This window comes from Haemophilus sp. HN_Hi10 (genome assembly GCF_049821985.1).
In the GTDB taxonomy this organism is placed as follows: Bacteria; Pseudomonadota; Gammaproteobacteria; order Enterobacterales; family Pasteurellaceae; genus Haemophilus; species Haemophilus influenzae_D.
On sequence record NZ_CP187495.1, the window covers coordinates 1,148,205 to 1,168,601 of the forward strand.

The 20,397-nt window shown below is 38.0% G+C and carries 21 protein-coding genes, 4 tRNA genes and 1 pseudogene; 16 read left to right on the forward strand and 10 right to left on the reverse strand.

The window, feature by feature from the left end; genetic code table 11:
* The first annotated feature begins 30 nt into the window (after window positions 1–30).
* Window positions 31–1,443 (forward strand): YcjX family protein, encoded by a 1,413-nt coding sequence (locus ACPT8Q_RS05640; protein WP_050949093.1) that lies wholly within the window; start codon window positions 31–33, stop codon window positions 1,441–1,443.
* A gap of 38 nt (window positions 1,444–1,481) precedes the next feature.
* Here ACPT8Q_RS05640 and ppc read toward each other — a convergent pair whose 3' ends face one another.
* On the reverse strand, window positions 1,482–4,121 hold the full coding sequence (gene ppc / locus ACPT8Q_RS05645; protein WP_061671236.1) for a phosphoenolpyruvate carboxylase: 2,640 nt from the start codon (window positions 4,119–4,121) through the stop codon (window positions 1,482–1,484).
* 182 nt (window positions 4,122–4,303) lie between these two features.
* A complete protein-coding gene (purR, locus tag ACPT8Q_RS05650; RefSeq protein ID WP_032824085.1) occupies window positions 4,304–5,314 on the reverse strand; it encodes an HTH-type transcriptional repressor PurR in 1,011 nt (336 codons plus the stop codon).
* A 357-nt stretch (window positions 5,315–5,671) separates the two neighbouring features.
* Here purR and dapD point away from each other — a divergent pair, with 357 nt between their 5' ends.
* Window positions 5,672–6,499 carry a 2,3,4,5-tetrahydropyridine-2,6-dicarboxylate N-succinyltransferase gene (dapD, locus tag ACPT8Q_RS05655; RefSeq protein WP_021035339.1) on the forward strand — a complete coding sequence of 276 codons (828 nt, stop codon included), beginning with the start codon at window positions 5,672–5,674 and terminating at the stop codon, window positions 6,497–6,499.
* Between the two features lie 59 nt (window positions 6,500–6,558).
* Here the strand turns inward: dapD and purA are convergent, their stop codons facing one another.
* Both purA and lysC read right to left on the reverse strand, forming a co-directional pair.
* Complete coding sequence (gene purA, locus ACPT8Q_RS05660) at window positions 6,559–7,857, reverse strand: adenylosuccinate synthase (protein WP_061671235.1); 1,299 nt, start codon at window positions 7,855–7,857, stop codon at window positions 6,559–6,561.
* Window positions 7,858–7,986: 129 nt separating this feature from the next.
* Window positions 7,987–9,339 (reverse strand): lysine-sensitive aspartokinase 3, encoded by a 1,353-nt coding sequence (lysC, locus tag ACPT8Q_RS05665; protein ID WP_061671234.1) that lies wholly within the window; start codon window positions 9,337–9,339, stop codon window positions 7,987–7,989.
* Window positions 9,340–9,644: 305 nt separating this feature from the next.
* On the opposite strand from lysC, the gene ACPT8Q_RS05670 reads away from it, so the two are divergent.
* From ACPT8Q_RS05670 to ACPT8Q_RS05690, 5 genes are all read left to right on the forward strand, one after another.
* Window positions 9,645–9,721: transfer RNA gene (locus ACPT8Q_RS05670), tRNA-Met, on the forward strand.
* Window positions 9,722–9,726: 5 nt separating this feature from the next.
* Window positions 9,727–9,811 (forward strand) — tRNA-Leu (locus ACPT8Q_RS05675).
* A 28-nt stretch (window positions 9,812–9,839) separates the two neighbouring features.
* Window positions 9,840–9,914 (forward strand) — tRNA-Gln (locus tag ACPT8Q_RS05680).
* A gap of 47 nt (window positions 9,915–9,961) precedes the next feature.
* A tRNA-Gln gene (locus tag ACPT8Q_RS05685) sits at window positions 9,962–10,036 on the forward strand.
* Window positions 10,037–10,187: 151 nt separating this feature from the next.
* Window positions 10,188–10,766 (forward strand): DUF2726 domain-containing protein, encoded by a 579-nt coding sequence (locus ACPT8Q_RS05690; RefSeq protein ID WP_061671233.1) that lies wholly within the window; start codon window positions 10,188–10,190, stop codon window positions 10,764–10,766.
* Window positions 10,767–10,864: 98 nt separating this feature from the next.
* Here the strand turns inward: ACPT8Q_RS05690 and rplY are convergent, their stop codons facing one another.
* A complete protein-coding gene (gene rplY, locus ACPT8Q_RS05695; protein ID WP_050847556.1) occupies window positions 10,865–11,152 on the reverse strand; it encodes a 50S ribosomal protein L25 in 288 nt (95 codons plus the stop codon).
* A 213-nt stretch (window positions 11,153–11,365) separates the two neighbouring features.
* On the opposite strand from rplY, the gene ACPT8Q_RS05700 reads away from it, so the two are divergent.
* Entirely contained in the window at window positions 11,366–11,971 is a 606-nt protein-coding gene (locus ACPT8Q_RS05700; protein WP_005660522.1) for a DedA family protein, read from the forward strand.
* 46 nt (window positions 11,972–12,017) lie between these two features.
* Here ACPT8Q_RS05700 and ACPT8Q_RS05705 read toward each other — a convergent pair whose 3' ends face one another.
* Together ACPT8Q_RS05705 and ACPT8Q_RS05710 are read right to left on the reverse strand one after the other, a co-directional pair.
* Window positions 12,018–12,422, reverse strand: coding sequence for a YhcB family protein (locus tag ACPT8Q_RS05705; protein ID WP_061671232.1), 405 nt, complete (start codon window positions 12,420–12,422; stop codon window positions 12,018–12,020).
* Window positions 12,423–12,450: 28 nt separating this feature from the next.
* Window positions 12,451–12,801 (reverse strand): RidA family protein, encoded by a 351-nt coding sequence (locus ACPT8Q_RS05710; protein ID WP_005660525.1) that lies wholly within the window; start codon window positions 12,799–12,801, stop codon window positions 12,451–12,453.
* 111 nt (window positions 12,802–12,912) lie between these two features.
* On the opposite strand from ACPT8Q_RS05710, the gene ACPT8Q_RS05715 reads away from it, so the two are divergent.
* Entirely contained in the window at window positions 12,913–13,629 is a 717-nt protein-coding gene (locus tag ACPT8Q_RS05715; protein ID WP_061671231.1) for a YwiC-like family protein, read from the forward strand.
* Complete coding sequence (locus ACPT8Q_RS05720; protein WP_061671230.1) at window positions 13,630–14,172, forward strand: tetratricopeptide repeat protein; 543 nt, start codon at window positions 13,630–13,632, stop codon at window positions 14,170–14,172.
* A 13-nt stretch (window positions 14,173–14,185) separates the two neighbouring features.
* Here the strand turns inward: ACPT8Q_RS05720 and ACPT8Q_RS05725 are convergent, their stop codons facing one another.
* A complete protein-coding gene (locus tag ACPT8Q_RS05725; RefSeq protein ID WP_061671229.1) occupies window positions 14,186–14,593 on the reverse strand; it encodes a Cd(II)/Pb(II)-responsive transcriptional regulator in 408 nt (135 codons plus the stop codon).
* Window positions 14,594–14,682: 89 nt separating this feature from the next.
* Between ACPT8Q_RS05725 and ACPT8Q_RS05730 the strand changes: the two genes are divergently transcribed.
* The 6 genes and pseudogenes from ACPT8Q_RS05730 to ACPT8Q_RS05755 form a co-directional block, all read left to right on the forward strand.
* Window positions 14,683–15,366 carry a DUF4198 domain-containing protein gene (locus ACPT8Q_RS05730; RefSeq protein ID WP_061671228.1) on the forward strand — a complete coding sequence of 228 codons (684 nt, stop codon included), beginning with the start codon at window positions 14,683–14,685 and terminating at the stop codon, window positions 15,364–15,366.
* 12 nt (window positions 15,367–15,378) lie between these two features.
* On the forward strand, window positions 15,379–15,864 hold the full coding sequence (locus tag ACPT8Q_RS05735; protein ID WP_061671227.1) for a hypothetical protein: 486 nt from the start codon (window positions 15,379–15,381) through the stop codon (window positions 15,862–15,864).
* The gene (gene cbiM, locus ACPT8Q_RS05740; RefSeq protein WP_061671226.1) at window positions 15,864–16,484 is read left to right on the forward strand and encodes a cobalt transporter CbiM; all 621 of its coding nucleotides are present in this window, start codon (window positions 15,864–15,866) and stop codon (window positions 16,482–16,484) included. The genes ACPT8Q_RS05735 and cbiM overlap by 1 nt, the downstream gene beginning before the upstream one ends.
* Window positions 16,484–17,116: an energy-coupling factor transporter transmembrane component T family protein gene (locus ACPT8Q_RS05745; protein WP_061671225.1), complete on the forward strand. Its 633-nt coding sequence runs from the start codon at window positions 16,484–16,486 to the stop codon at window positions 17,114–17,116. The genes cbiM and ACPT8Q_RS05745 overlap by 1 nt, the downstream gene beginning before the upstream one ends.
* Window positions 17,117–17,734 (forward strand): energy-coupling factor ABC transporter ATP-binding protein, encoded by a 618-nt coding sequence (locus ACPT8Q_RS05750; protein WP_061671224.1) that lies wholly within the window; start codon window positions 17,117–17,119, stop codon window positions 17,732–17,734.
* Between the two features lie 6 nt (window positions 17,735–17,740).
* Window positions 17,741–17,872: pseudogene (locus tag ACPT8Q_RS05755) on the forward strand (hydrogenase expression/formation protein HypE); the annotation flags it as partial.
* Window positions 17,873–17,960: 88 nt separating this feature from the next.
* On the opposite strand, the gene ACPT8Q_RS05760 reads toward ACPT8Q_RS05755, so the two are convergent.
* Together ACPT8Q_RS05760 and purK are read right to left on the reverse strand one after the other, a co-directional pair.
* A complete protein-coding gene (locus ACPT8Q_RS05760; protein WP_061671223.1) occupies window positions 17,961–19,151 on the reverse strand; it encodes an amino acid aminotransferase in 1,191 nt (396 codons plus the stop codon).
* A gap of 141 nt (window positions 19,152–19,292) precedes the next feature.
* Window positions 19,293–20,381, reverse strand: coding sequence for a 5-(carboxyamino)imidazole ribonucleotide synthase (gene purK, locus ACPT8Q_RS05765; RefSeq protein ID WP_061671222.1), 1,089 nt, complete (start codon window positions 20,379–20,381; stop codon window positions 19,293–19,295).
* Window positions 20,382–20,397 lie beyond the last annotated feature (16 nt).

Consider the following 20,397-nt stretch of genomic DNA (forward strand, 5'->3'; position numbering starts at 1 on the left):
ATATATTGGCAAAAATGGCTAGGATATTGAATGTTTAATCGGGTTCAAAAGGAAATCAATCAAATTATTAATCGTGGTTTTGACCGCACTTTGAGCTTGGCGGTGACGGGGTTAAGTCGAAGTGGAAAAACGGCGTTTATTACAAGTTTAATTAATCAACTTCTCTCTATTAATCAAAATTCGTCACAGCATTTGCCCTTGTTTGAAGCGGCTAGAAATGGTTCAATTTTGGCAGTCAAACGAGTATCCCAACAAGATCTCAGCGTGCCACGTTTTGATTATGAAAGTAATTTAAATGATTTGTCACAAAATCCGCCTCAATGGTTTCAGTCTACTCGTGGCGTGAGTGAAACGCGTTTAGCCATTCGTTTTCAACGTCAATCTGGCTTGCTACGTCATTTGAAAGAACGCAGCACGCTTTATCTGGATATTTTTGATTATCCAGGGGAATGGCTACTCGATTTGCCGTTGTTAAATCTAGATTTTCAACAATGGTCGCAAGAACAAGTCAAGGCAACCACAGGTATTCGCGAAGAATTAGCGCGAAATTGGCTTGCTATGTTACAGGATTTGGATTTAAGTGCGGTCGCAAATGAAGATGTTTTAGCCAAGATTGCGAAAAGTTATACGGATTATTTACACCAATGCAAGTCGCAAGGCATGCAATTTATTCAGCCTGGGCGATTTGTGTTGCCAAGTGATTTAGAGGGCGCGCCCGCATTACAATTTTTTCCATTAATTCATCTTTCAGAAGAACAGTGGCAAACCTTGAAAAAAACAGCCAAATCGAATAGCTATTTTGCCGTGCTGACAACACGTTATAATTATTATCGCAATAAAATTGTGAAAGGTTTTTACGAAAATTATTTTTCTAATTTTGATCGCCAAGTGATTTTGGCGGATTGTTTAACGCCTTTAAACCACAGCCAGCAAGCCTTTTTAGATATGCAAATGGGCTTAAATCAGTTATTTAATAATTTCCATTATGGCAGTAGAAATTTTCTTCATCGTTTGTTTTCCCCGAGAATTGATCGATTAATGTTTGTTGCGACGAAGGCGGATCATATTACTCGCGATCAAATGCCTAATTTAGTGAGTTTAATACGCCAAATTGTGCAAGAGGGCGGTCGCCATGTGGAATTTGAAGGAATTGATACGGAATATACCGCGATTGCGGCTGTTCGTACCACAAAGCAAGTGATTGTAAATCAGCAAGGAAAAGAAATTAAAGCGATTCAAGGGATTCGTTCTATTGATAAACAACCGATTACGCTTTATCCAGGAACGGTGCCGAGTAAATTACCAAGATCAGAATTCTGGCAAAAACAACCGCATTTTGATTTCGATAGTTTTGAACCTCAGCCTTTAGAACAAGGCGAAACTATTCCCCACCTGAGAATGGATGCAGTTTTACAATTTTTATTAAGTGATCGATTTGAATAAAAAAGTGCGGAAAATTTTTCCGCACTTTTTTCATCGTTCTAGCCCGTATTACGCATTCCAGCTGCGATACCTGTAATGGTAATCATTAATGCTTGTTCCACATCGGGATTTACTTGCTCTGGATTTTCACGGAAACGGTGAAGTAATTCTACTTGTAGTAGATTGAGTGGATCCGTGTAGATATTACGCAATGCGATTGAATCTGCAATCCAAGGTAAATCAGACATCAATTCACTTTGATGAGAAAGTGAAAGTACAGTTTGAATATCATCTTCAAGTTGCTTACGTAAATTTTCCCCTAAATACCAAAGTTCTTTTTTCACTAATCGTTGATCATATTGTTGGGAAAGCCAAGTATCCGATTTACTAAAGACCATTTCCAACATTCCGATTCGCGTTGAAAAGAACGGCCAGTTTTCACACATTTTATGAATAATATCGCCTTTTCCTTGTTCGATAATTTGACGTATAGAGGCACCTGCGCCTAACCAAGCAGGTAGCATTAAGCGATTTTGCATCCACGCAAAAATCCAAGGGATGGCACGTAAACTTTCCACGCCGCCATTTGGATTGCGTTTTGCTGGGCGAGATCCAAGCGGCAATTTGGACAGCTCCTGTTCTGGCGTCGCACTGCGGAAATAAGGCACGAAATCTTTATCGCCACGCACCACACTACGGTAAATATCGCAAGAAATCGTGGAAAGCTCGTCCATTATGTTACGCCATTCTGGTTTCGGTTCTGGTGGTGGTAAAAGATTTGCTTCTAAAATGGCGCTGGCGTAGAGATCAAAGGTTTCTACCGCTACAGCCGGTAAACCCAGTTTAAAGCGAATCATTTCGCCTTGTTCTGTTACACGTAAACCATTTTTTAGGGAACGAGGCGGTTGAGAAAGTAATGCCGCATGTGCTGGCGCACCGCCACGACCAATCGTGCCACCACGTCCGTGGAATAAAATGAGTTCAATACCAAGTTTTTCCGTTAAATTCACTAAGGCTTCTTGTGCACGATATTGCGCCCAAGAGGCAGCCATCATTCCCGCATCTTTTGCCGAATCTGAATAACCAATCATTACCATTTGACGATTATTGATAACTCCACGATACCAACCTACATTGAAAAGTTGAGTCATCACTTTTTCAGCTGCATCTAAATCGTCTAAGGTTTCGAATAATGGCACAACAGGAATATGATATGGCACGCCCGCTTCTTTTAAGAGTAAATGAACGGCTAAAACATCAGAGGCACTGCGTGCCATCGAAATAACATAACAAGCTATTACACCTTGTTTTTGTTGAGCAATGACTTTGCAAGTATCTAAAATTTCTTGGGTTTCAGGCGATGGCGTCCAGTTTTGCGGAATTAATGGACGGCGTGAGCTTAATTCTCGAATTAAGAAGGCCTGTTTATCGTCTTCCGTCCATTGAGAGTAATCGCCTAAACCAATATAGCGCGTGATTTCAGCAATGGCATCGGTGTGACGAGTGCTTTCTTGGCGAATATCCATCTGAGAAAGTATCACGCCAAAACAGCTAATACGGTGCAAAATATTCAACAATGAACCGTTCGCAATAATGCGCATACCGCATTGAATTAAAGATTGATAGCAATCGTAAAGCGGTTCCCAAAGTTGATTATCTTCTAAAATAATTTCGCTTTCAGATACGCGCGGTGTGCGATCAGATAAGCGATCATCAAAATAAGCTAAGGTTGCTGTTAGCTGATGGCGTAAATTTTTTACTACGAAACGATAGGGTTCTAAATGCTCGCCGTATTTAGTGCGAAATTCATCGCTACATTTCATCATTGAAAGTTCATCGGCTAATTTGCTGATGTCTTGTAAGAATAAATCTGCCGCTTTCCAACGGGCAAAATAAAGTACTTTTTTGGTGATTTGTGCGGTGACAAATGGATTTCCATCACGGTCGCCACCCATCCAAGAGGAAATACGCACAGGTTTTAATCCCACTGGCAAATCGTAACCTAAAAATTCACGGGCGGTTTCATTTAGTTGGCGTAAAAATTCTGGTACAGCTTGCCACAAACTGTTTTCCAACATCGCAAAGCCCCATTTTGCTTCATCAAATGGTGTTGGACGAACAGTACGAATTTCGTTGGTATGCCACGCTTCTGCGATTAAACGAAGTAATAGACGCTCAATAATATTGCGTTCTTTTTCAGTTAAATCATTATGCTCTAATTTGCTTAAACATTTATTGATTTCAATGTGTTTATGAATTAATGAACGACGTGTTGTTTCTGTTGGATGTGCGGTCAGAACAAGCTCAATTAATAATTTTTCGACGGTTTTATGCACCTCTTCCACTGAGGCATTTTGTTCTTTTAAACGTTTGAAAAGTTCGCTTAAGGATTGAGAAGAACTTTGTGCAAGAGAATGTTCACGGGAAATCGTTTGATATTGTTCAGCAATGTTTGTGAGGTTTAAAAATTGGCTGAAAGCACGCGCGACGGGAATAATATTTTCATTAGAAATACTACCGAGCGTGTCGAGCAATGCTTGTCTTGCTTTATCATCGCCAGCACGAGAATTACGAGAAAGTTTACGAATGTTTTCGATTAATTCGAGAATATCTTCGCCCTGTGCATCATTGATAGTTTCTCCGAGAAAACGCCCTAACATACTAATGTTATTGCGCAGAGTGGCGTACTCTTGTGTCATAGGAACTCCTAAAAGTAAAAAATAAAATTTGTCAGTTGGCGGTAGATATAACTAAAAATAGGGTGGAGGGCAAATGCTATTCAGAGAAATTTTGAAAATAATCAAGAAAAGCTAAAAAATAGCTAAAAAAGAACCGCACTTTTTAGGGATTGTTTAAAAAATGCAGTCTATTTTTGCTAAGTTTATAAAATCGATTTAACGGATTTTCGAATGATAAGCTCAGGGGCTATATCAATACGACCATATTGTTGAACGCTTTCATCTTTGTGACTAATTCGTTCTAACAGAATATTTACTGCCTGTCTGCCTAAACGTAGTTTTGATTGATGAATGGTGGTTAATGGTGGTGCGTAGAAACGTGAGGCGTGAATATCATCATAGCCGATAATGGACATATCCTCTGGCACGCGTAAGTCTTTTTCTGTCAGAGCGGAAATTGCACCTAACGCCATCACATCGTTACAACAGAATAGGGCAGTTGGTAATTCCTCTTGAGTCAGTAAACGATTCATACATTCATAGCCATCTTCAGGCTCAAATGCACCTTCTAGTACCCAAGACGGATTGATGGTTAATTTAGCTTCTTCCATTGCTTTTACAAAGCCTTCATAACGCGTTCTTGCGGTAGTTTTATTGAGTTCGCCGCAGATAATCCCGATTTTTTTATGACCGCACTCAATGAGGTGTTTGGTTGCTAAATATCCGCCATCAAAACTATGATCATCAATCACATCGGTATTAGCATTTGGGCCCCAATCCATTACAACCATTGGAATAGTGGAAAATGATGAAAGTAAATCCAATGAATCTTGCGTATATTCAGAACACATTACAAGCAAGCCATCGACCCGTTTTTTTGCCAACATTTCTAAATGATTTTTGACTTTTTCAGGATCATTTTGTGTGTTACATAAGAACAAAGAATAACCTTGTCGATAGCAATGTTCTTCAACAGAATGAATGATTTCGGCAAAATAGGGTGCTTCACTGGTTGTCACAATCATACCAATGGATTTGGTGGTATTGACTTTTAAACTGCGTGCCACAGCACTAGGGGAATAATTAAGTTGTTTAATTGCGGATAACACCGCTTCCTCCGTATCTTTTGCAACGAAACGGGTTTTATTAATTACGTGAGATACGGTTGTGGTGGACACACCAGCCATTTTTGCCACATCTTTAATTGTTGCCATATATTTAAATCCCTAAAAAATTTTTCCTATTATAAAGGTTTGTTGAGAATTTAGTCATCTTTATTGCAAATTTTTTATAAAAAGAAGTGATTTTTTCGTATTATTCTTGCTAGAATGTCTGCGTTATTTTTTATGAGGAGAACAAAATGAGCGATTTTGGTTATGCAATGATTATGGTTGTTTTTAGTATGTCTGTTGTCGTGGGGCTTGCACTTTCAATCTTTTAATCAAATCAACTTTTTATTATCACCGCAGTTTTGTTTCTACAAAGTGCGGTGATTTTTTTCGGTGTTTTGCTTGCCCGTTTAAAATATGGTAAAACTAACGCCGTTTTATTCACAACATATAGGAAGTTCTATGTCAAATTTACAAGCAATTATTGAAGCTGCATTTGAAAAACGTGCAGAAATTACACCAAAAACCGTTGATGCAGAAACGCGCGCGGCAATTGAAGAAGTAATCGAAGGGTTAGATTCTGGAAAATATCGTGTAGCCGAAAAAATTGATGGCGAATGGGTAACACATCAATGGTTAAAAAAAGCGGTATTGCTATCTTTCCGCATTAACGATAACCAAATTATTGATGGCGCAGAAACAAAATATTACGACAAAGTGGCATTAAAATTTGCGGATTACACCGAAGAGCGTTTTGCTGAAGAAGGTTTCCGTGTTGTGCCTTCTGCAACGGTGCGTAAAGGCGCATATATTTCTAAAAACTGCGTATTAATGCCATCTTATGTAAACATTGGTGCTTACGTTGGCGAAGGCACCATGGTGGATACTTGGGCGACAGTAGGCTCTTGTGCGCAAATTGGTAAAAATGTTCATTTATCTGGCGGTGTAGGTATCGGCGGCGTGTTAGAGCCATTACAAGCTAATCCAACCATTATCGGCGATAACTGCTTTATTGGCGCACGTTCAGAAGTGGTTGAGGGTGTTATCGTTGAAGATGGCTGTGTGATTTCAATGGGCGTATTCATCGGTCAATCAACTAAAATTTATGATCGTGAAACAGGAGAAATTCACTACGGCCGTGTACCAGCAGGTTCTGTTGTTGTATCAGGTAGCCTTCCATCAAAATGTGGAAAATATAGCTTATACTGTGCTGTGATCGTGAAAAAAGTGGATGCGAAAACTTTAGGTAAAGTTGGCATCAATGAATTATTACGTTCTATTGAAGAATAGTAAAAAAATCATAAAAAAAAGACCGCACTTTTAAAGTGCGGTCTGAAAATCAAAAGAAATTAAGCGGCGAATGGGTCGCGTAAAATCATCGTTTCCACACGATCAGGGCCTGTTGAAAGAATATCAATAGGTACGCCAGTCACTTCTTCAATACGTTTAATATAGTTAATACAGTTTTGTGGCAATTTATTTACATCTGTGATGCGGAAAGTATTTTCTTTCCAACCAGGTAATGTTTCATAAATTGGTTCTACACCTTCCCAATCTTTTGCCGCTAACGGTGCATATTCAACGATTTCGCCATTTGGCATTTTGTAAGCAACGCAGATTTTTACTTCATCAAAACCATCTAACACGTCTAGTTTAGTCATACAGAAACCTGAAATGGAATTGAGTTGGATTGCACGGCGAATTGCAACGGCATCGAACCAACCACAACGACGTGGACGACCTGTTACCGCACCAAACTCGTTACCTTTACGTGCAATCTCAGCACCCACATCATCAAATAATTCCGTTGTGAATGGGCCACCGCCTACACGAGTACAGTAAGCCTTGATGATACCAAGTACATAATCAAGATTGCGTGGGCCAAATCCAGAACCTGTTGCGACACCACCAGCCGTTGTATTTGAGCTAGTGACATACGGATAAGTACCGTGGTCGATATCTAACATTGTGCCTTGCGCACCTTCAAATAAAATATGCTCGCCATTTTTGCGCGCAGTATCAAGAATTGTAGTGATGTCTGCCACCATTCCCGTAATTACATTGGCAATTGTCATTACATCATCTAAGCTTTTTTGATAATCGACAGGTTCAACTTTATAGTAGTTCACTAATTGGAAATTATAGTATTCAAGGATATTTTTGAGTTTTTCGGCAAAAGTTTCTTTGTCGAACAAATCGCCTACGCGTAAACCACGACGAGCCACTTTATCTTCATAAGCAGGACCAATACCGCGACCCGTTGTACCAATAGCTTTTTTGCCAAGGGCTGCTTCGCGTGCGTGATCCATCGCCACATGATAAGGCAAGATTAAAGGACAAGCTTCAGAAATTAATAAACGTTCACGAACTTTAATACCACGGCTTTCAAGTTCGCCCATTTCTTTCATTAATGCTTCAGGCGAAACCACAACGCCATTACCAATTAAGCAAGTTACGTTTGGATGTAACATACCAGATGGAATTAAACGTAATACGGTTTTTTCTCCATTGATAATAAGTGTGTGACCTGCGTTATGACCGCCTTGATAACGAACCACGTACTTTACGCGATCCGTCAAAAGATCAACTATTTTCCCTTTACCTTCATCGCCCCATTGTGCACCTAAGATAACAACGCTTTTTCCCATAATTTCCGCCTTTTATTCGGTTAAATTAGTCAAAATAAACAGCCGTTTACTTTACTCTTTTTCAACTTTAATCTCAATGATATAAAAGAAAAAGTGCGGTGATTTTTCACCGCACTTTAGGTTTAAACTTCATTCAAATAAGGATTTGTGTAATGAGCGTACAATTTCATCAGAATGTTCACTTTGTACTAACATACAAACATTGTTGGTACTTGCCCCATAACTAATCATTCGCACATTATAAGATTGAACAGTATCAAAAATACGTTTTGCCACACCTGAAGTAATATGCAGGTCATTACCGATTAATGCAACTAATGATAATCCTGTATCGACTTTTACTGAACAGTATTGACGAAGTTCATCTAATAATTCGGTTGAAAGTAATTCCGCACCTGAAGATGCAGAGCCTGTTTTATCTAATGTTAATGCAATGCTGACTTCTGACGTAGTAATGGTATCTACTGAAATTTTATGTTTAGCTAAAATGTTAAATACATTTGCTAAGAAACCTTGCGCGTGCAACATACTTAAGCTCGAAAGAGTGAGTAAAGTTTGATCTCGGCGTAATGCAATTGCACGGAAAGTTGGACGCGGTTGAGGATCACGAGTAACCCAAGTTCCGCCCGCTTCAGGTGCTTTACTTGAACCCACATAAACAGGGATATTGCTGCGTACGGCAGGGAGCAATGTGGCTGGATGTAGCACTTTAGCCCCAAAGGTTGCCATTTCAGCAGCTTCAGCAAAGCTCATTGTGTCGATGCGTTGTGCTGTCGGAACAATGCGTGGATCGGTTGTATAAATGCCTGCTACATCAGTCCAAATTAAAACGTCTTTTGCATTTAATACTTCGGCTAATAAAGCAGCAGAGTAGTCGCTACCGCCACGGCCTAATGTGGTTGTTTTACCGCTTGGTTCACGTCCGATAAAACCTTGGGTAATAACTAATTCGCCGCGGTCTATTAATGGTTTTAAAATGCTATCGCTGTTTGATTGAGTTTGTTCATCATTTGGCGCAGCTTTACCAAAATGGTTATTGGTTGCAACAATTGTACGCACATCAACCCAAGTAGCAGATGCGTTTTGCTCTCGTAAAATCTCAATAAAAATTTGAGTAGACATCATTTCGCCGTGACTAATAAGTTCATCGGTTAATGCGGGGGAGGTTGCAAGACTCGCTGCTTCAGAAAGTGCGGTAATATTTTCAAGATATTTTTCAATAATTGGACGAATACGGCTATCGTCTTTTAATTCATTCAAAATATTCTCTTGAATTTGACGGATTTCGCCAATTAATTTTTCACGTTCTGTCGCTTTTACACCATTTGCTAAAGCCACTAATAAATTTGTTACACCAGCTGATGCAGAAAGCACAACTACGCGTGTATTGGGATCGGCAATGATAATTTTTGCACAAGCTGTCATTGCATCGTGGTTAGCAACGGATGTTCCGCCAAATTTGGCGACCGAGAGATGGGACATAAGGTACTCCTAGATGTTGTGTTTTTTTAGAATAATAGGTATAGAAATAACGATTTCATCATTTTTTGTCAAATAAATTTTAATTAACAATAAATGAACGGATAAAAGAACAATATGATTAGGAAAAATTTGGTCGTTGAGAAAGCCATATAAGTTGTATAAATGAATAAAAAATAAGTGATATGCTTCATTAATAAGCAAACAAACATAAAATTGCTTTTTTTGTAAAAAAGTATTTGACGAGGATCATCAAAATCAGCATAATACGCCCCGCAAAGCCGATATGGTTAAGCAAATTAAGTAATGGCTACATAGCTCAGTTGGTTAGAGCACAACACTCATAATGTTGGGGTCGCAAGTTCGAATCTCGCTGTAGCCACCAAATTTGCGGGACTGGCGAAATTGGTAGACGCACCAGATTTAGGTTCTGGCGCCGAGAGGTATGTGGGTTCAAGTCCCTCGTCCCGCACCATTTATCGCTTTGTAATTCAAATAGTCGTTGGGGTATCGCCAAGCGGTAAGGCACTGGGTTTTGATCTCAGCATTCCTAGGTTCGAATCCTAGTACCCCAGCCATACTATCAAAAAAGTCTTCTTTATATCCAATCAAAGATTTATCTAATTGGGGTATCGCCAAGCGGTAAGGCACTGGGTTTTGATCTCAGCATTCCTAGGTTCGAATCCTAGTACCCCAGCCATATTTTTTAACTCCCATAGTACTAACAAAAGTTAGTTTTTTGTCTTATTTAAGGTTGTTTTTGCGATCCAGATCTCAAACAGGTTTATTTGTAATGTAAAGTAATATTCTATTAATGCTATCTTGTTTTCCTGTTCATTTAGGAGAGCAATATGGAATTTTCTTTACAATACATCATTATTTTCATTTTTGTTATTTTATTTCTCATTGGCTTATTTTCATCTAAATCAAGATCAACTCGTCGTAATGCAAAGAAGAGTCGTCTTTATCTTTCGACAGAAAATAAAATTAATATTGTGAATAAAAATGATCATCTTGATGTCGTCATATTGAGTAAGTATAAAAGAAAAGCCTTGATGAATAAGAGTGAATATCAACTTTTTCTTCGTTTAGAAAAGTTGTTGTCTAAAGGTTATCAAGAGTTCCGTTTATTTACTCAGGTTTCAATGGGAGAGTTTTTAGAATCAATAGATATAGATAAAGAGGCCCATTTTGTGATAAATAGTAAACGAGTAGATTTTTTGATTGTGGATAAGAAAGGCTATGCCGTAATAGTAATTGAATATCAAGGGCAGGGACATTATCAGGATAATGCAGCTAAGCGTGATGCTGTGAAACGGGAGGCTTGTCGAAAGGCTGGGGTGATTTTTTTAGAATTTCAGCCGAACTATGGAAAAGCAGAATTAGAATTTGTTGTTGAAAATTTAAAACGTTATTTGATAAAAAATTAAAGTTTAGATATTTATTGAGAAACAATGAATATGTAAGAAAAAAGCTAAGATGAATGTCTTAGCTTTTTTGTTATTTTATTTAAATGTGTGAACTAGAATTACGAGCGTTTGAAGTCAATGTGAACCAATTTTGGTTTGAATGGGTGACGTTGCATTGCTTGTACTTTAACTGCAACTTCTTTACCACCGATCACTAATGTAATCACTTCAGAATAGAAAGATTCGTGTGCTTGCGCGTTGTTTAATTCATCGTGGTTTAAGATGATTGAAACTGGTTCTTCACTGCCACCATAAACAATTGCAGGGATTTGACCATTGTTACGCAGGCGGCGGCTCGCACCCTTACCTTGCGCAGTACGAACTTCAGCGTTAAATTTAAATGCCATTTTTATGTTCTCTTGAAATTAAATGTTAAAAGAAAGAAAATCGCAGGCGACCCAGCAATTTTCCTAAAAACCGCTCAAAGACAAGCCTTGAGAGCGGTGGATTATAGAATATCCTTATTTTCAAATCAAACTTTTTTCTAGGCTTTTTGATTTGAAAAGATTAAAATGTGAACCAATTTTTTGTCACATCTATTAATAAAAAAGCAGGAACAAATGGAATTTTTGATTGGATTTTTTACTGAATATGGTTATTGGGCTGTTCTTTTTGTTTTAATTATTTGTGGATTTGGTGTACCTATTCCAGAAGATATAACATTAGTTTCAGGTGGTGTCATTGCGGGGCTTTATCCAGAAAATGTCAATTCTCATTTGATGTTGCTAGTTAGTATGATTGGTGTGCTTGTTGGCGATTCCTGTATGTATTGGCTTGGTCGAATTTATGGTACGAAAATTTTACGTTTCCGACCAATACGTAGAATTGTAACATTACAGCGTTTAAGAATGGTGCGTGAAAAATTCAGTCAATATGGAAATCGAGTACTGTTTGTTGCACGATTTTTACCCGGTTTACGCGCTCCAATTTATATGGTCTCAGGCATTACACGCCGTGTAAGTTATGTTCGTTTTGTTTTAATAGATTTCTGTGCTGCGATTATTTCTGTACCCATTTGGGTTTACCTTGGGGAATTAGGGGCTAAAAATTTAGATTGGCTACATGCACAAATTCAAAAAGGTCAAATAGTGATTTATATATTTGTTGGTTTACTTGTAGTATTCTTTTTTTGGAAATGGAAAAAATCTAAAAAATCAGTGCAATAATAGAATAATAAACGGCTAAAAACATTCCTATTTTTAGCCGCACTTTTTAATTTTCTTCTCTCTTTTCTTTAAATAAACCTGATGTGCCTTCAGAATAATCTCTTGGTTGTTCATTTTGAGATTTATCTGTTGCAGTAATCAACTGTTGGGTGAATAAACCTTTGTGATCTTTTTCGCCCAGTAAATTATTGGAGGAGGTTGCGTAGTGGTGATAAAGTTTTTGATAATCCTTAATTAAGGTTTTGAATAATTCAGCACTTTCTGCAAAATGTTTTTCGATTTGCGCCTTTTGTGTATCAAGTTGGTTTTTGACTGTTTTTAATTCAGCTTCTGTTTTAGCTTGATGTTTTACGGAGCCTTTGGTTAAACGCACGGCAATGTAACCAATAAATAATCCAACAATAAAAGCGATACTAATCGCTACCCAAATTTCATTTGTCCAATTTTCCATAATGTTCTCCCATTAATGTGATTAAAAACTAGCAGGTTGCAATAACAACAATTTCAACTTTCCAACGAGGATCCGCTAATTTAGCTTCGACTGTCGCTCGACTTGGTGGGCTAACATGATCGACCCATTCATCCCAAGCTTGATTTAATTGTGCATAATCTTGCATATCTGCCAAGAAAATTTGCGCAGTTAAAATATTGCTTTTATTGGAGCCAATTTCTGCTAACAATTTATCAATTAATCCTAATACTTCTTTGGTTTGTTCGTAGGCATTTTGCTCTATGGTTAGCTCTGGAACTTGCCCTGCAAAATAGGCGAGGTTGTTATGAATTGAAACTTCACTTAAACGTGCATTGGGTAAAATGCGTTGAATTGTCATAGGATTCTCCTTTGGGGTATTTTCTTCTATTCTAAATAGCCTTTACTGCTTTGTAAAATCCTCTTTACTAAGCTAGAATACCTGACAGTTATTCTCAATTATTTAATTATTATGAAATTGCTTATTTCTAATCAGCACGGTGCTATTGTTATGGCATTGGTGCCTTTTATTTACGGTATGTTACTTGCTAATCCAGTATGGGCTCACTTATTTTTACTATTAGGATGGTTTTCGCTTTATTTGATGACTTATCCTTTTTTGAATTTATTTAAAGGTAAAAATCTTGAGTTATACAAAAAATGGTCTGTGATTTATTTTGCTGCCGCAGTGATTTTTGCGATTCCCGCGTTAATTTATAATTGGCAAGTGCTTTATTTTATGTTTGCCATGCTGCCTTTTGTAATAGTAAATATTTACTTTACCAAGAAAAAAGATGAACGTAATTTATGGAATGATTTGGCTGGGATCTTAATTTTTGCTTTAGCTGGAATGGGATCCTATTACTTTTCTGACCGCACTTTTGATGAAAAAATACTTTGGGTGGCGATTTATCCAGCATTATTTTTTATTGGAACAACGCTTTATGTGAAATCTATGATGCGTGAGCGAAAAAATCCACGTTATTTTTGGGCATCAGTGATTTTTCACTTATTATGTGTACTGATTTTTGTGGTTTCGCAACAATTTGTTTTAGCATTAGCTTTTGTCCCTGGATTAGTGCGAGCGGTTTATCTGCCCACTAAAAAGCTCTCTGTTATGCAAGTTGGACTAACCGAATTTGCGATTACTGCTGTGTTTTTTATTTTACTTTTAATAGCAACTTTATAAATGAAACTGAAGTTATTTTTTTACACCGTATTACTTTGTTTTAGTTTGCCTATTTGGGCAATGAAAACCGTTGATGTTACAGCGAGTCCGAAAATGGATGATCAAGCAAGAATGAATTTGGCACAAGAGTTTGCTAATAAACAGCAATGGATCTCTGTTTTCGATATTATGTATCCGATGGCGTTGGAAGGAAATATAACGGCTCAAAGCAATCTTGGTATGTTATATAATCTCGGGCGTGGCACAGCGAGAGATTATGAAAAGGCTTATTGGTGGTTTAGCGAAGCCGCAGAGAAGGGCAGCGTGAAAGGGCTAAATAATCTTGGCGTTATGTATCTGCGTGGCGATTACGTCAAACAAAATACAGAGCAGGCCATTAAGCTTTTTGAACGTACAGCTCGGGCTAAAGATACGGATGCGATGATGATGTTAAGTAATATTTATCGCTCACAAAACCAACCTAAAAAATCATTGGAATGGCTGAAGAAAGCTGCTGAATTAGGTAATCAGGAAGCAAAACAGCGTTTATCTAGCCAGCCATAATCTAAAAGTGCGGTTATTTTAATCGCACAAATTTCACGCCACTATGTTGCAATAGCAATTTCATTGGATCTTCATCATTCGAGACTGCTTTCTCACGTAATTCAATTAATTTCATCCGTAAATGGGCGAGTTCGTGAATCCTTGTCGCCACCTCTTTAATGTGTTTGTCTAACACGCGATTAATTTCTTCTGCTTGTTGTTTGGAGGCGTTTTCTAAATTCAGTAGGGTTTTTATTTCACTTAATGAAATATCTAGATTTCGGCAGTTACAAATAAATGATAAACGTTGCAAGTGTTCTTCATTATATTGGCGAAAATTGCCTGAAGTGCGTTTTGGGGGCGGGATTAAACCTTGTTGTTCATAATAACGAATGGTTTCTACGGTACAGCCTAGGGCTTTAGCAAGCGCTCCAATTTTCATCAATTTCCTTAAAAAATGACTTGATTCTAAAGTTACTTCATATTTTATCATACGCCTAAATTTTCTTAAACAAACAAGGAGTATCCAAAATGGAATTAAAAAAAATCGCCGTGGGATTAACCGCACTTTTAGGTATGTCTGTTGCTAACGCACACAATGTTTGGCTTGAACCTACTTCAGCTAAAAATGAATACGTAGTGAAATTTGGACACGAACAAACTGAAACCTATCCAGAATCTAAACTTAAATCTATCCAAGCCTTAAATGCGCAAGGAAAATTAACTGCTGTTGATTACCAATTCAGAAATGGCGAAGCCTATCTTATGCCTAAATCTGATTTAGTATTCATTCATTTCGATAATGGTGTATGGTCAAAACTACCAAGCGGTAAATACGTTGAAAAAACAAAACGTGAAGAACCAACTGCTGAATTTAGTACCAATCCTGTTAAATTTGGTAAAGCGATTTTGAAATGGGATGCTGAATCTTTCAAATCTCATCAACAAGCTTACGAATTGATTCCTCAAGAAAAACCACAAGCGAACAAACCACTTTCTATCCTTGTTTTACATAATGGTAAACCCGTTCAAGGGATTAAAGTAGGTGTAAGTGAAGATGCACCGTTCAATTTAACCAATGAAAAAGGTATCGCTCAATTTACGCCAACTAAAGGCTTCAACAAAGTATGGGCAGAGTTTGAGGAAAAAGTAACAAATAATGCGGATTACGATCGTCGCTCTGTGGAATATATGCTAACTTTTGACGCGCAATAATATGGATTTGGGATGAAAAAAATTGTTTTTTTAACCGCACTTTTTGCGGCTTGCTATCTCCCGAATACTTATGCCCATGCGCTTTATGTGTTTGCCCAATATGATGGGCAAACACTCTCTGGCAAATCCTATTATTCTGATATGACCCCTGCAGCTGAAACTTATTTAGAAGTTTTCCGCTCGGGTGTTTCAGATCCTGTTTTAACTGGAAAAACAGACCGCCAAGGCGCATTTAAGCTTTCTATTGCTGATGTGCCACATACCACCTTAAAAGTGGTGGTGGAAGGAGAGGAAGGACACCGTGCGTCTGTTGTTGCGGCTCATACCTCTGCTGAAAATCAAAGCGGTGCAGATTTAATGTTGCTTCGTGAAGATATTGCGCATTTAAAAGATAAAATTTATTTGCATGATATTTTAGGCGGAATTGGTTATATCGTTGGTATTGCTGGACTTATTGCTTTACGTAATGCGCGTAAAATTAAACAAGGACGTATTTAATGCATTTATCTGAAGGCGTGTTACATACGCCTATTTTATTAGCTGGCGTAGTGCTTGCTGTTGTGGGCATTGCCGTGGGGTTGCGTCGTTTAGAATCAGAACGTTTACCGCTCACCGCACTTTTTGCCGCTGCATTTTTTGTGGCTGGAACTATTCATATCCCCGTAGGAATTGGTAGTGTGCATTTAATTTTAAATGGTATGGCTGGTTTATTCCTTGGGTGGGCTGTTTTTCCTGCGTTTCTTATCGCACTTTTATTGCAAGTCATCTTCTTTTCTTTTGGCGGATTTGCAGTGTTAGGCGTCAATCTATGCGTGATGGCAACGCCAGCAGTGATTGCTCATTATCTTTTCCGTTCTCGTTTACAACCAAACATGGCTTTAAAAGATCGCTTATTCGTCGGTATTGGATCTGGCGTAATTGGCGTTGGCGGGGCAGGCGCGCTTGCTTCTTTTGTGCTGATGTTAGATGGTGGAAAAAGTTATCTGAATCTTGTTTGGCTCTTGCTAGTCTCTCATATTCCGGTATTTATTTTGGATAGTATTATCAGCGTAGGAGTGATTACCTTGCTTGGTAAAATGTATCCTGAAGTCATGAATCGTACCGAGAATTTCTCTTAATGAAAATTCATCACTTATTTCAACCGCACTTTAAGTTGATTTATCTATTTATCTGGGGGCTAATCATTAGTGGATTGAGTGATCTCACTTGGCTTATCCTCCTTAATGCACTTGCAGTTTCTCTCTTTTTTATTTCACTGCAGTTCAGTCAAAAATCTTTTTTGCCCTATCTTAAACGTTGGTTTGCTTTAGTTATTTTTATTGCTTTAATGTGGGCGACATTAAGTTGGCAAATTGGCGAAAATGGCATTGAACTCAATTTTCAAGGTATAGAATTAGCAGAAAAATTGAGTTTACGGAATCATTTATTGCTGATTTCTCTTTGGCTCTTTTTGTGGAATATTAATGATGCGGTGCTTGTTCAAGCCATTGGCAAATTGCCTTTGCCAGAAAAATTAATTCAACTTTTTGTGCTGACTGTACGTTACATTGCACTGCTTGGCGAATTGCGTCAAAAAATGGATATTGCTATGCGAGCTCGTGGATTTCGTCCTGGGCTTAATCGCCGAACCCTTTATGTGACCGCTCAAAGTGTCGCTTTATTATTGATTCATGCCCTATTAAAAGCCGAAACGGCGCAAATGGCTTTAAAATGTCGTGGTTTTCAGTTCGGCAAAAAGAGAGAAAAATAAATGTTAGCTGTAAATAATCTTTGTATAGAACGCAATGGTAGAGTGATTATTCAAGATTTGAGTTTTACCTTGGAAGGTCAAAAACGCCTTTTCGTACAAGGGGAAATTGGCTCAGGAAAAACCACTTTACTGCTTGCTTTGTTGGGATTTGTTCCAGTAACCAAGGGGGAAATTAAACTATTTGGCAAAGTTTGTCGTAAAGAAAAAGATTTTGCGCCATTTCGTGGCACGATTGGTATTTGTTTTCAAAATGCGGATGATCAACTTTTTGGCCCAACAGTATTGGATGATATTGCCTTCGGGCCATTAAACCAAAATGTGCCTAGAGAGCAGGCGTATCATATCGCAGAGCAGCAATTAGAACGTCTTGGTATCACACGTTTAAAAGATCGTATGGTACATACCTTATCTGGTGGTGAGAAAAATTTTACCGCACTTGCAGGTGTCTTAGCGATGCAGCCAAAAATCTTATTATTAGATGAACCCACCAATGGATTAGATCGAAAAAATACTGAAAAATTGACCGCACTTTTGCGAGAACTTTCCTTACCCATTTTGATTTCATCCCATCATCATGGATTTATTAACGAATTAGCCACAGAAATTATCAGTTTATGATTTCTATATCCATTAGGTAAAAATGCGGCTGTGATTGGTGAAGTAATAACCGATAAAAAAGTGCGTTTAGTAGGCATTTTTGGACAAAGTCGATTGTTAGATTTACCAACAAATGAACCATTGCCGAGAATTTGTTAATGATTAGATAAAATTAAAGCCTTGATAATCAAGGCTTTAACTATTTATATTTGCTCTATTTTAGGTTAGAGATGATTTCTAACTCTAATTAAAGTACTTTCACGATACTTTCACATAGATAGCGAATATTATCTTCTGTGATTCCAGCTACGTTGATACGACCAGAACGAACAGCGTAAATGGCAAATTCATTTTTTAAACGATCCACTTGTTCCCCTGTTAATCCACTGAAAGAGAACATACCGTTTTGTTCAATGATAAAGCTGAAATCTTGTTCTGCACCATATTCTTTTAATAACTGAACGAATAAGTGACGCATTTTTTTGATGCGTTCACGCATTTCAGTTAATTCATTTTCCCATTCTTGGCGAAGTTGAGCATCATTTAATACTGTTGCTACGGTCGCCCCGCCGTGAGAAGCTGGGTTAGAGTATAGGGTGCGAATAATTGATTTTACTTGGGTTAATGAGGTTGATGCAATTTCTGCATTTTCTGCCACAAGGGTAAATGCACCAACACGTTCATTATATAAACCAAAGTTTTTCGAGAATGAACTCGCCACTAATAATTCTTTGTGGTTTGCTGCAAAAGCACGTAAACCATAAGCATCTTCATCTAATCCGTTGGCTAAACCTTGATAAGCAAAGTCAAAGAGTGGCAACCAACCATTTTTAGCTGAAAGTGCGGCTAATTCTTGCCATTGTTCTGGAGTAGGGTCAATACCAGTCGGATTATGGCAACAACCGTGTAAAAGCACCACATCGCCTTCGCTTGCTTGGCTTAAATCTTCTAATAAGTGTTCCCAATCAAGGGCTTTGCGTTCAGCATCATAATAACGATATTCACGAATGGTCATACCGACAGCATTGAAAATCGCATTGTGGTTTGGCCAAGTTGGTGTGCTGATCCAAACATTTTGTGCTTTAGTTTGGCGTTTAATAAATTCTGCCGCAATGCGTAATGCACCTGTTCCGCCTAAACTTTGTACTGTTCTTGCTCGATTAGATTGGATGACTTCAGAATCTTTACCGAAAAGGAGTGCTTTTGTTTGTTCGTTATAATCCGCAATACCATCGATAGTCAGATAATTCTTGGTTTTTTCCTTATCAAATAATCGTTTTTCGGCTTCTTTTACCGCGCGCATAATTGGGGTTGTGCCTTGCGCATCTTTATAAACGCCAATACCCAAGTTAATTTTATTTTCGCGAGTTTCGGATTTGAATGCTTCGCCTAAGCCTAAGATGGGATCGGCTGGTGCCGCTTTGATATGTTCAAACATAGCTTTTCCTTATGTATGTCAGTTGTGTGGTGGATAATTTTATACTTCAGCCGTTTTATTTTATCAAGAAAGATTTTTATAAAAATTAACCGCACTTTGATATTTTTAAATATTCATCAAAAAGTGCGGTCATTTTTTACATTATTTTAGTTTTTCAATCGCCCAATTTAATCCAGATTGATAATCTTCGGGTAACTCAGAGCGAAGTTTTTCTAATTGTTGAATAATGACCGCTTTATTGGGATGAGAAAGATTGATATGCCCAACCTTACGCCCTGCCCTCACTTCTTTACCGTACCAATGAAGTTGTGCAAAAGGTATATTAAGCCATTTTGGATTATGGTTTGTGCCGATTAAATTTACCATTACACTTGGGGCAAAAATTTGTAAGTCAGGCGTTGGCAAATCAAGTAGCGCACGTAAATGTAATTCAAATTGGCTAATCGAGCATCCTAGTTGTGTCCAATGTCCACTGTTATGTACACGAGGCGCAAGTTCGTTAATCAGTAATTTGTCGCCTACAACAAAACATTCCATTGCCATCACACCCACATAGCCTAATTTATCCATAATTTTGCCGAGCATTGTTTCAGCTTGTTTTTGTTGTGCGGATTGTTCAGGAAATGCATTATCAATCACACTGTAACGCAAAATACCATTTTGTTGCAGGTTATGCGTAACGGGATAAAAACGCTTTTCGCAATTTTTAAGCCTTGCGCCCACAATAGAAACTTCATAATCGAAAGGAATAAATTTTTCTGCGATCACTTCAGCAAATAAGTCATCAGTGATGTCCGCTTTATTTTCATCGCAGATAATCCATTGACCACGCCCATCATATCCGCCTGTTCTACGTTTGACGACGACTTTCTCGCCAACAGTTTGGAAAACATCATTCCATTGCGTTTTATCTTTTAATAAACACCAAGGCGAGGTAGAAAGATTGAGTTCATCAAGTAAGGATTTTTGCGTAAAACGATCGGCTAATAATCCAAATACATGTTGATTAACGAAGTTTTTATGATTGCCGAGTAATTCAGTCAAAGGCGTTTTTTCCCAGCGTTCAATTTCCGCCGTGATGATCGCATTTTCAGGTAAGTCAAAAACTGGCGCATTGAAGGCTAAAGGTTCAACATAAATATCTAAAGGTGCGCCAGCATAACCTAACATTTTGCCGAGTTGTCCGTTGCCAAGTATATAAACCGTTGGGTATAAGGTGGAGTTTTGCATAATATTTCTCGTTAAA

Coding starts and splice junctions, on each gene's coding strand:
- ACPT8Q_RS05640 (WP_050949093.1), top strand. CDS start 31: ATGTTTAATCGGGTTCAAAAGGAAATCAATCAAATTATTAATCGTGGT.
- ppc (WP_061671236.1), bottom strand. CDS start 4,121: ATGACACAAGAGTACGCCACTCTGCGCAATAACATTAGTATGTTAGGG.
- purR (WP_032824085.1), bottom strand. CDS start 5,314: ATGGCAACAATTAAAGATGTGGCAAAAATGGCTGGTGTGTCCACCACA.
- dapD (WP_021035339.1), top strand. CDS start 5,672: ATGTCAAATTTACAAGCAATTATTGAAGCTGCATTTGAAAAACGTGCA.
- purA (WP_061671235.1), bottom strand. CDS start 7,857: ATGGGAAAAAGCGTTGTTATCTTAGGTGCACAATGGGGCGATGAAGGT.
- lysC (WP_061671234.1), bottom strand. CDS start 9,339: ATGTCCCATCTCTCGGTCGCCAAATTTGGCGGAACATCCGTTGCTAAC.
- ACPT8Q_RS05690 (WP_061671233.1), top strand. CDS start 10,188: ATGGAATTTTCTTTACAATACATCATTATTTTCATTTTTGTTATTTTA.
- rplY (WP_050847556.1), bottom strand. CDS start 11,152: ATGGCATTTAAATTTAACGCTGAAGTTCGTACTGCGCAAGGTAAGGGT.
- ACPT8Q_RS05700 (WP_005660522.1), top strand. CDS start 11,366: ATGGAATTTTTGATTGGATTTTTTACTGAATATGGTTATTGGGCTGTT.
- ACPT8Q_RS05705 (WP_061671232.1), bottom strand. CDS start 12,422: ATGGAAAATTGGACAAATGAAATTTGGGTAGCGATTAGTATCGCTTTT.
- ACPT8Q_RS05710 (WP_005660525.1), bottom strand. CDS start 12,801: ATGACAATTCAACGCATTTTACCCAATGCACGTTTAAGTGAAGTTTCA.
- ACPT8Q_RS05715 (WP_061671231.1), top strand. CDS start 12,913: ATGAAATTGCTTATTTCTAATCAGCACGGTGCTATTGTTATGGCATTG.
- ACPT8Q_RS05720 (WP_061671230.1), top strand. CDS start 13,630: ATGAAACTGAAGTTATTTTTTTACACCGTATTACTTTGTTTTAGTTTG.
- ACPT8Q_RS05725 (WP_061671229.1), bottom strand. CDS start 14,593: ATGAAAATTGGAGCGCTTGCTAAAGCCCTAGGCTGTACCGTAGAAACC.
- ACPT8Q_RS05730 (WP_061671228.1), top strand. CDS start 14,683: ATGGAATTAAAAAAAATCGCCGTGGGATTAACCGCACTTTTAGGTATG.
- ACPT8Q_RS05735 (WP_061671227.1), top strand. CDS start 15,379: ATGAAAAAAATTGTTTTTTTAACCGCACTTTTTGCGGCTTGCTATCTC.
- cbiM (WP_061671226.1), top strand. CDS start 15,864: ATGCATTTATCTGAAGGCGTGTTACATACGCCTATTTTATTAGCTGGC.
- ACPT8Q_RS05745 (WP_061671225.1), top strand. CDS start 16,484: ATGAAAATTCATCACTTATTTCAACCGCACTTTAAGTTGATTTATCTA.
- ACPT8Q_RS05750 (WP_061671224.1), top strand. CDS start 17,117: ATGTTAGCTGTAAATAATCTTTGTATAGAACGCAATGGTAGAGTGATT.
- ACPT8Q_RS05760 (WP_061671223.1), bottom strand. CDS start 19,151: ATGTTTGAACATATCAAAGCGGCACCAGCCGATCCCATCTTAGGCTTA.
- purK (WP_061671222.1), bottom strand. CDS start 20,381: ATGCAAAACTCCACCTTATACCCAACGGTTTATATACTTGGCAACGGA.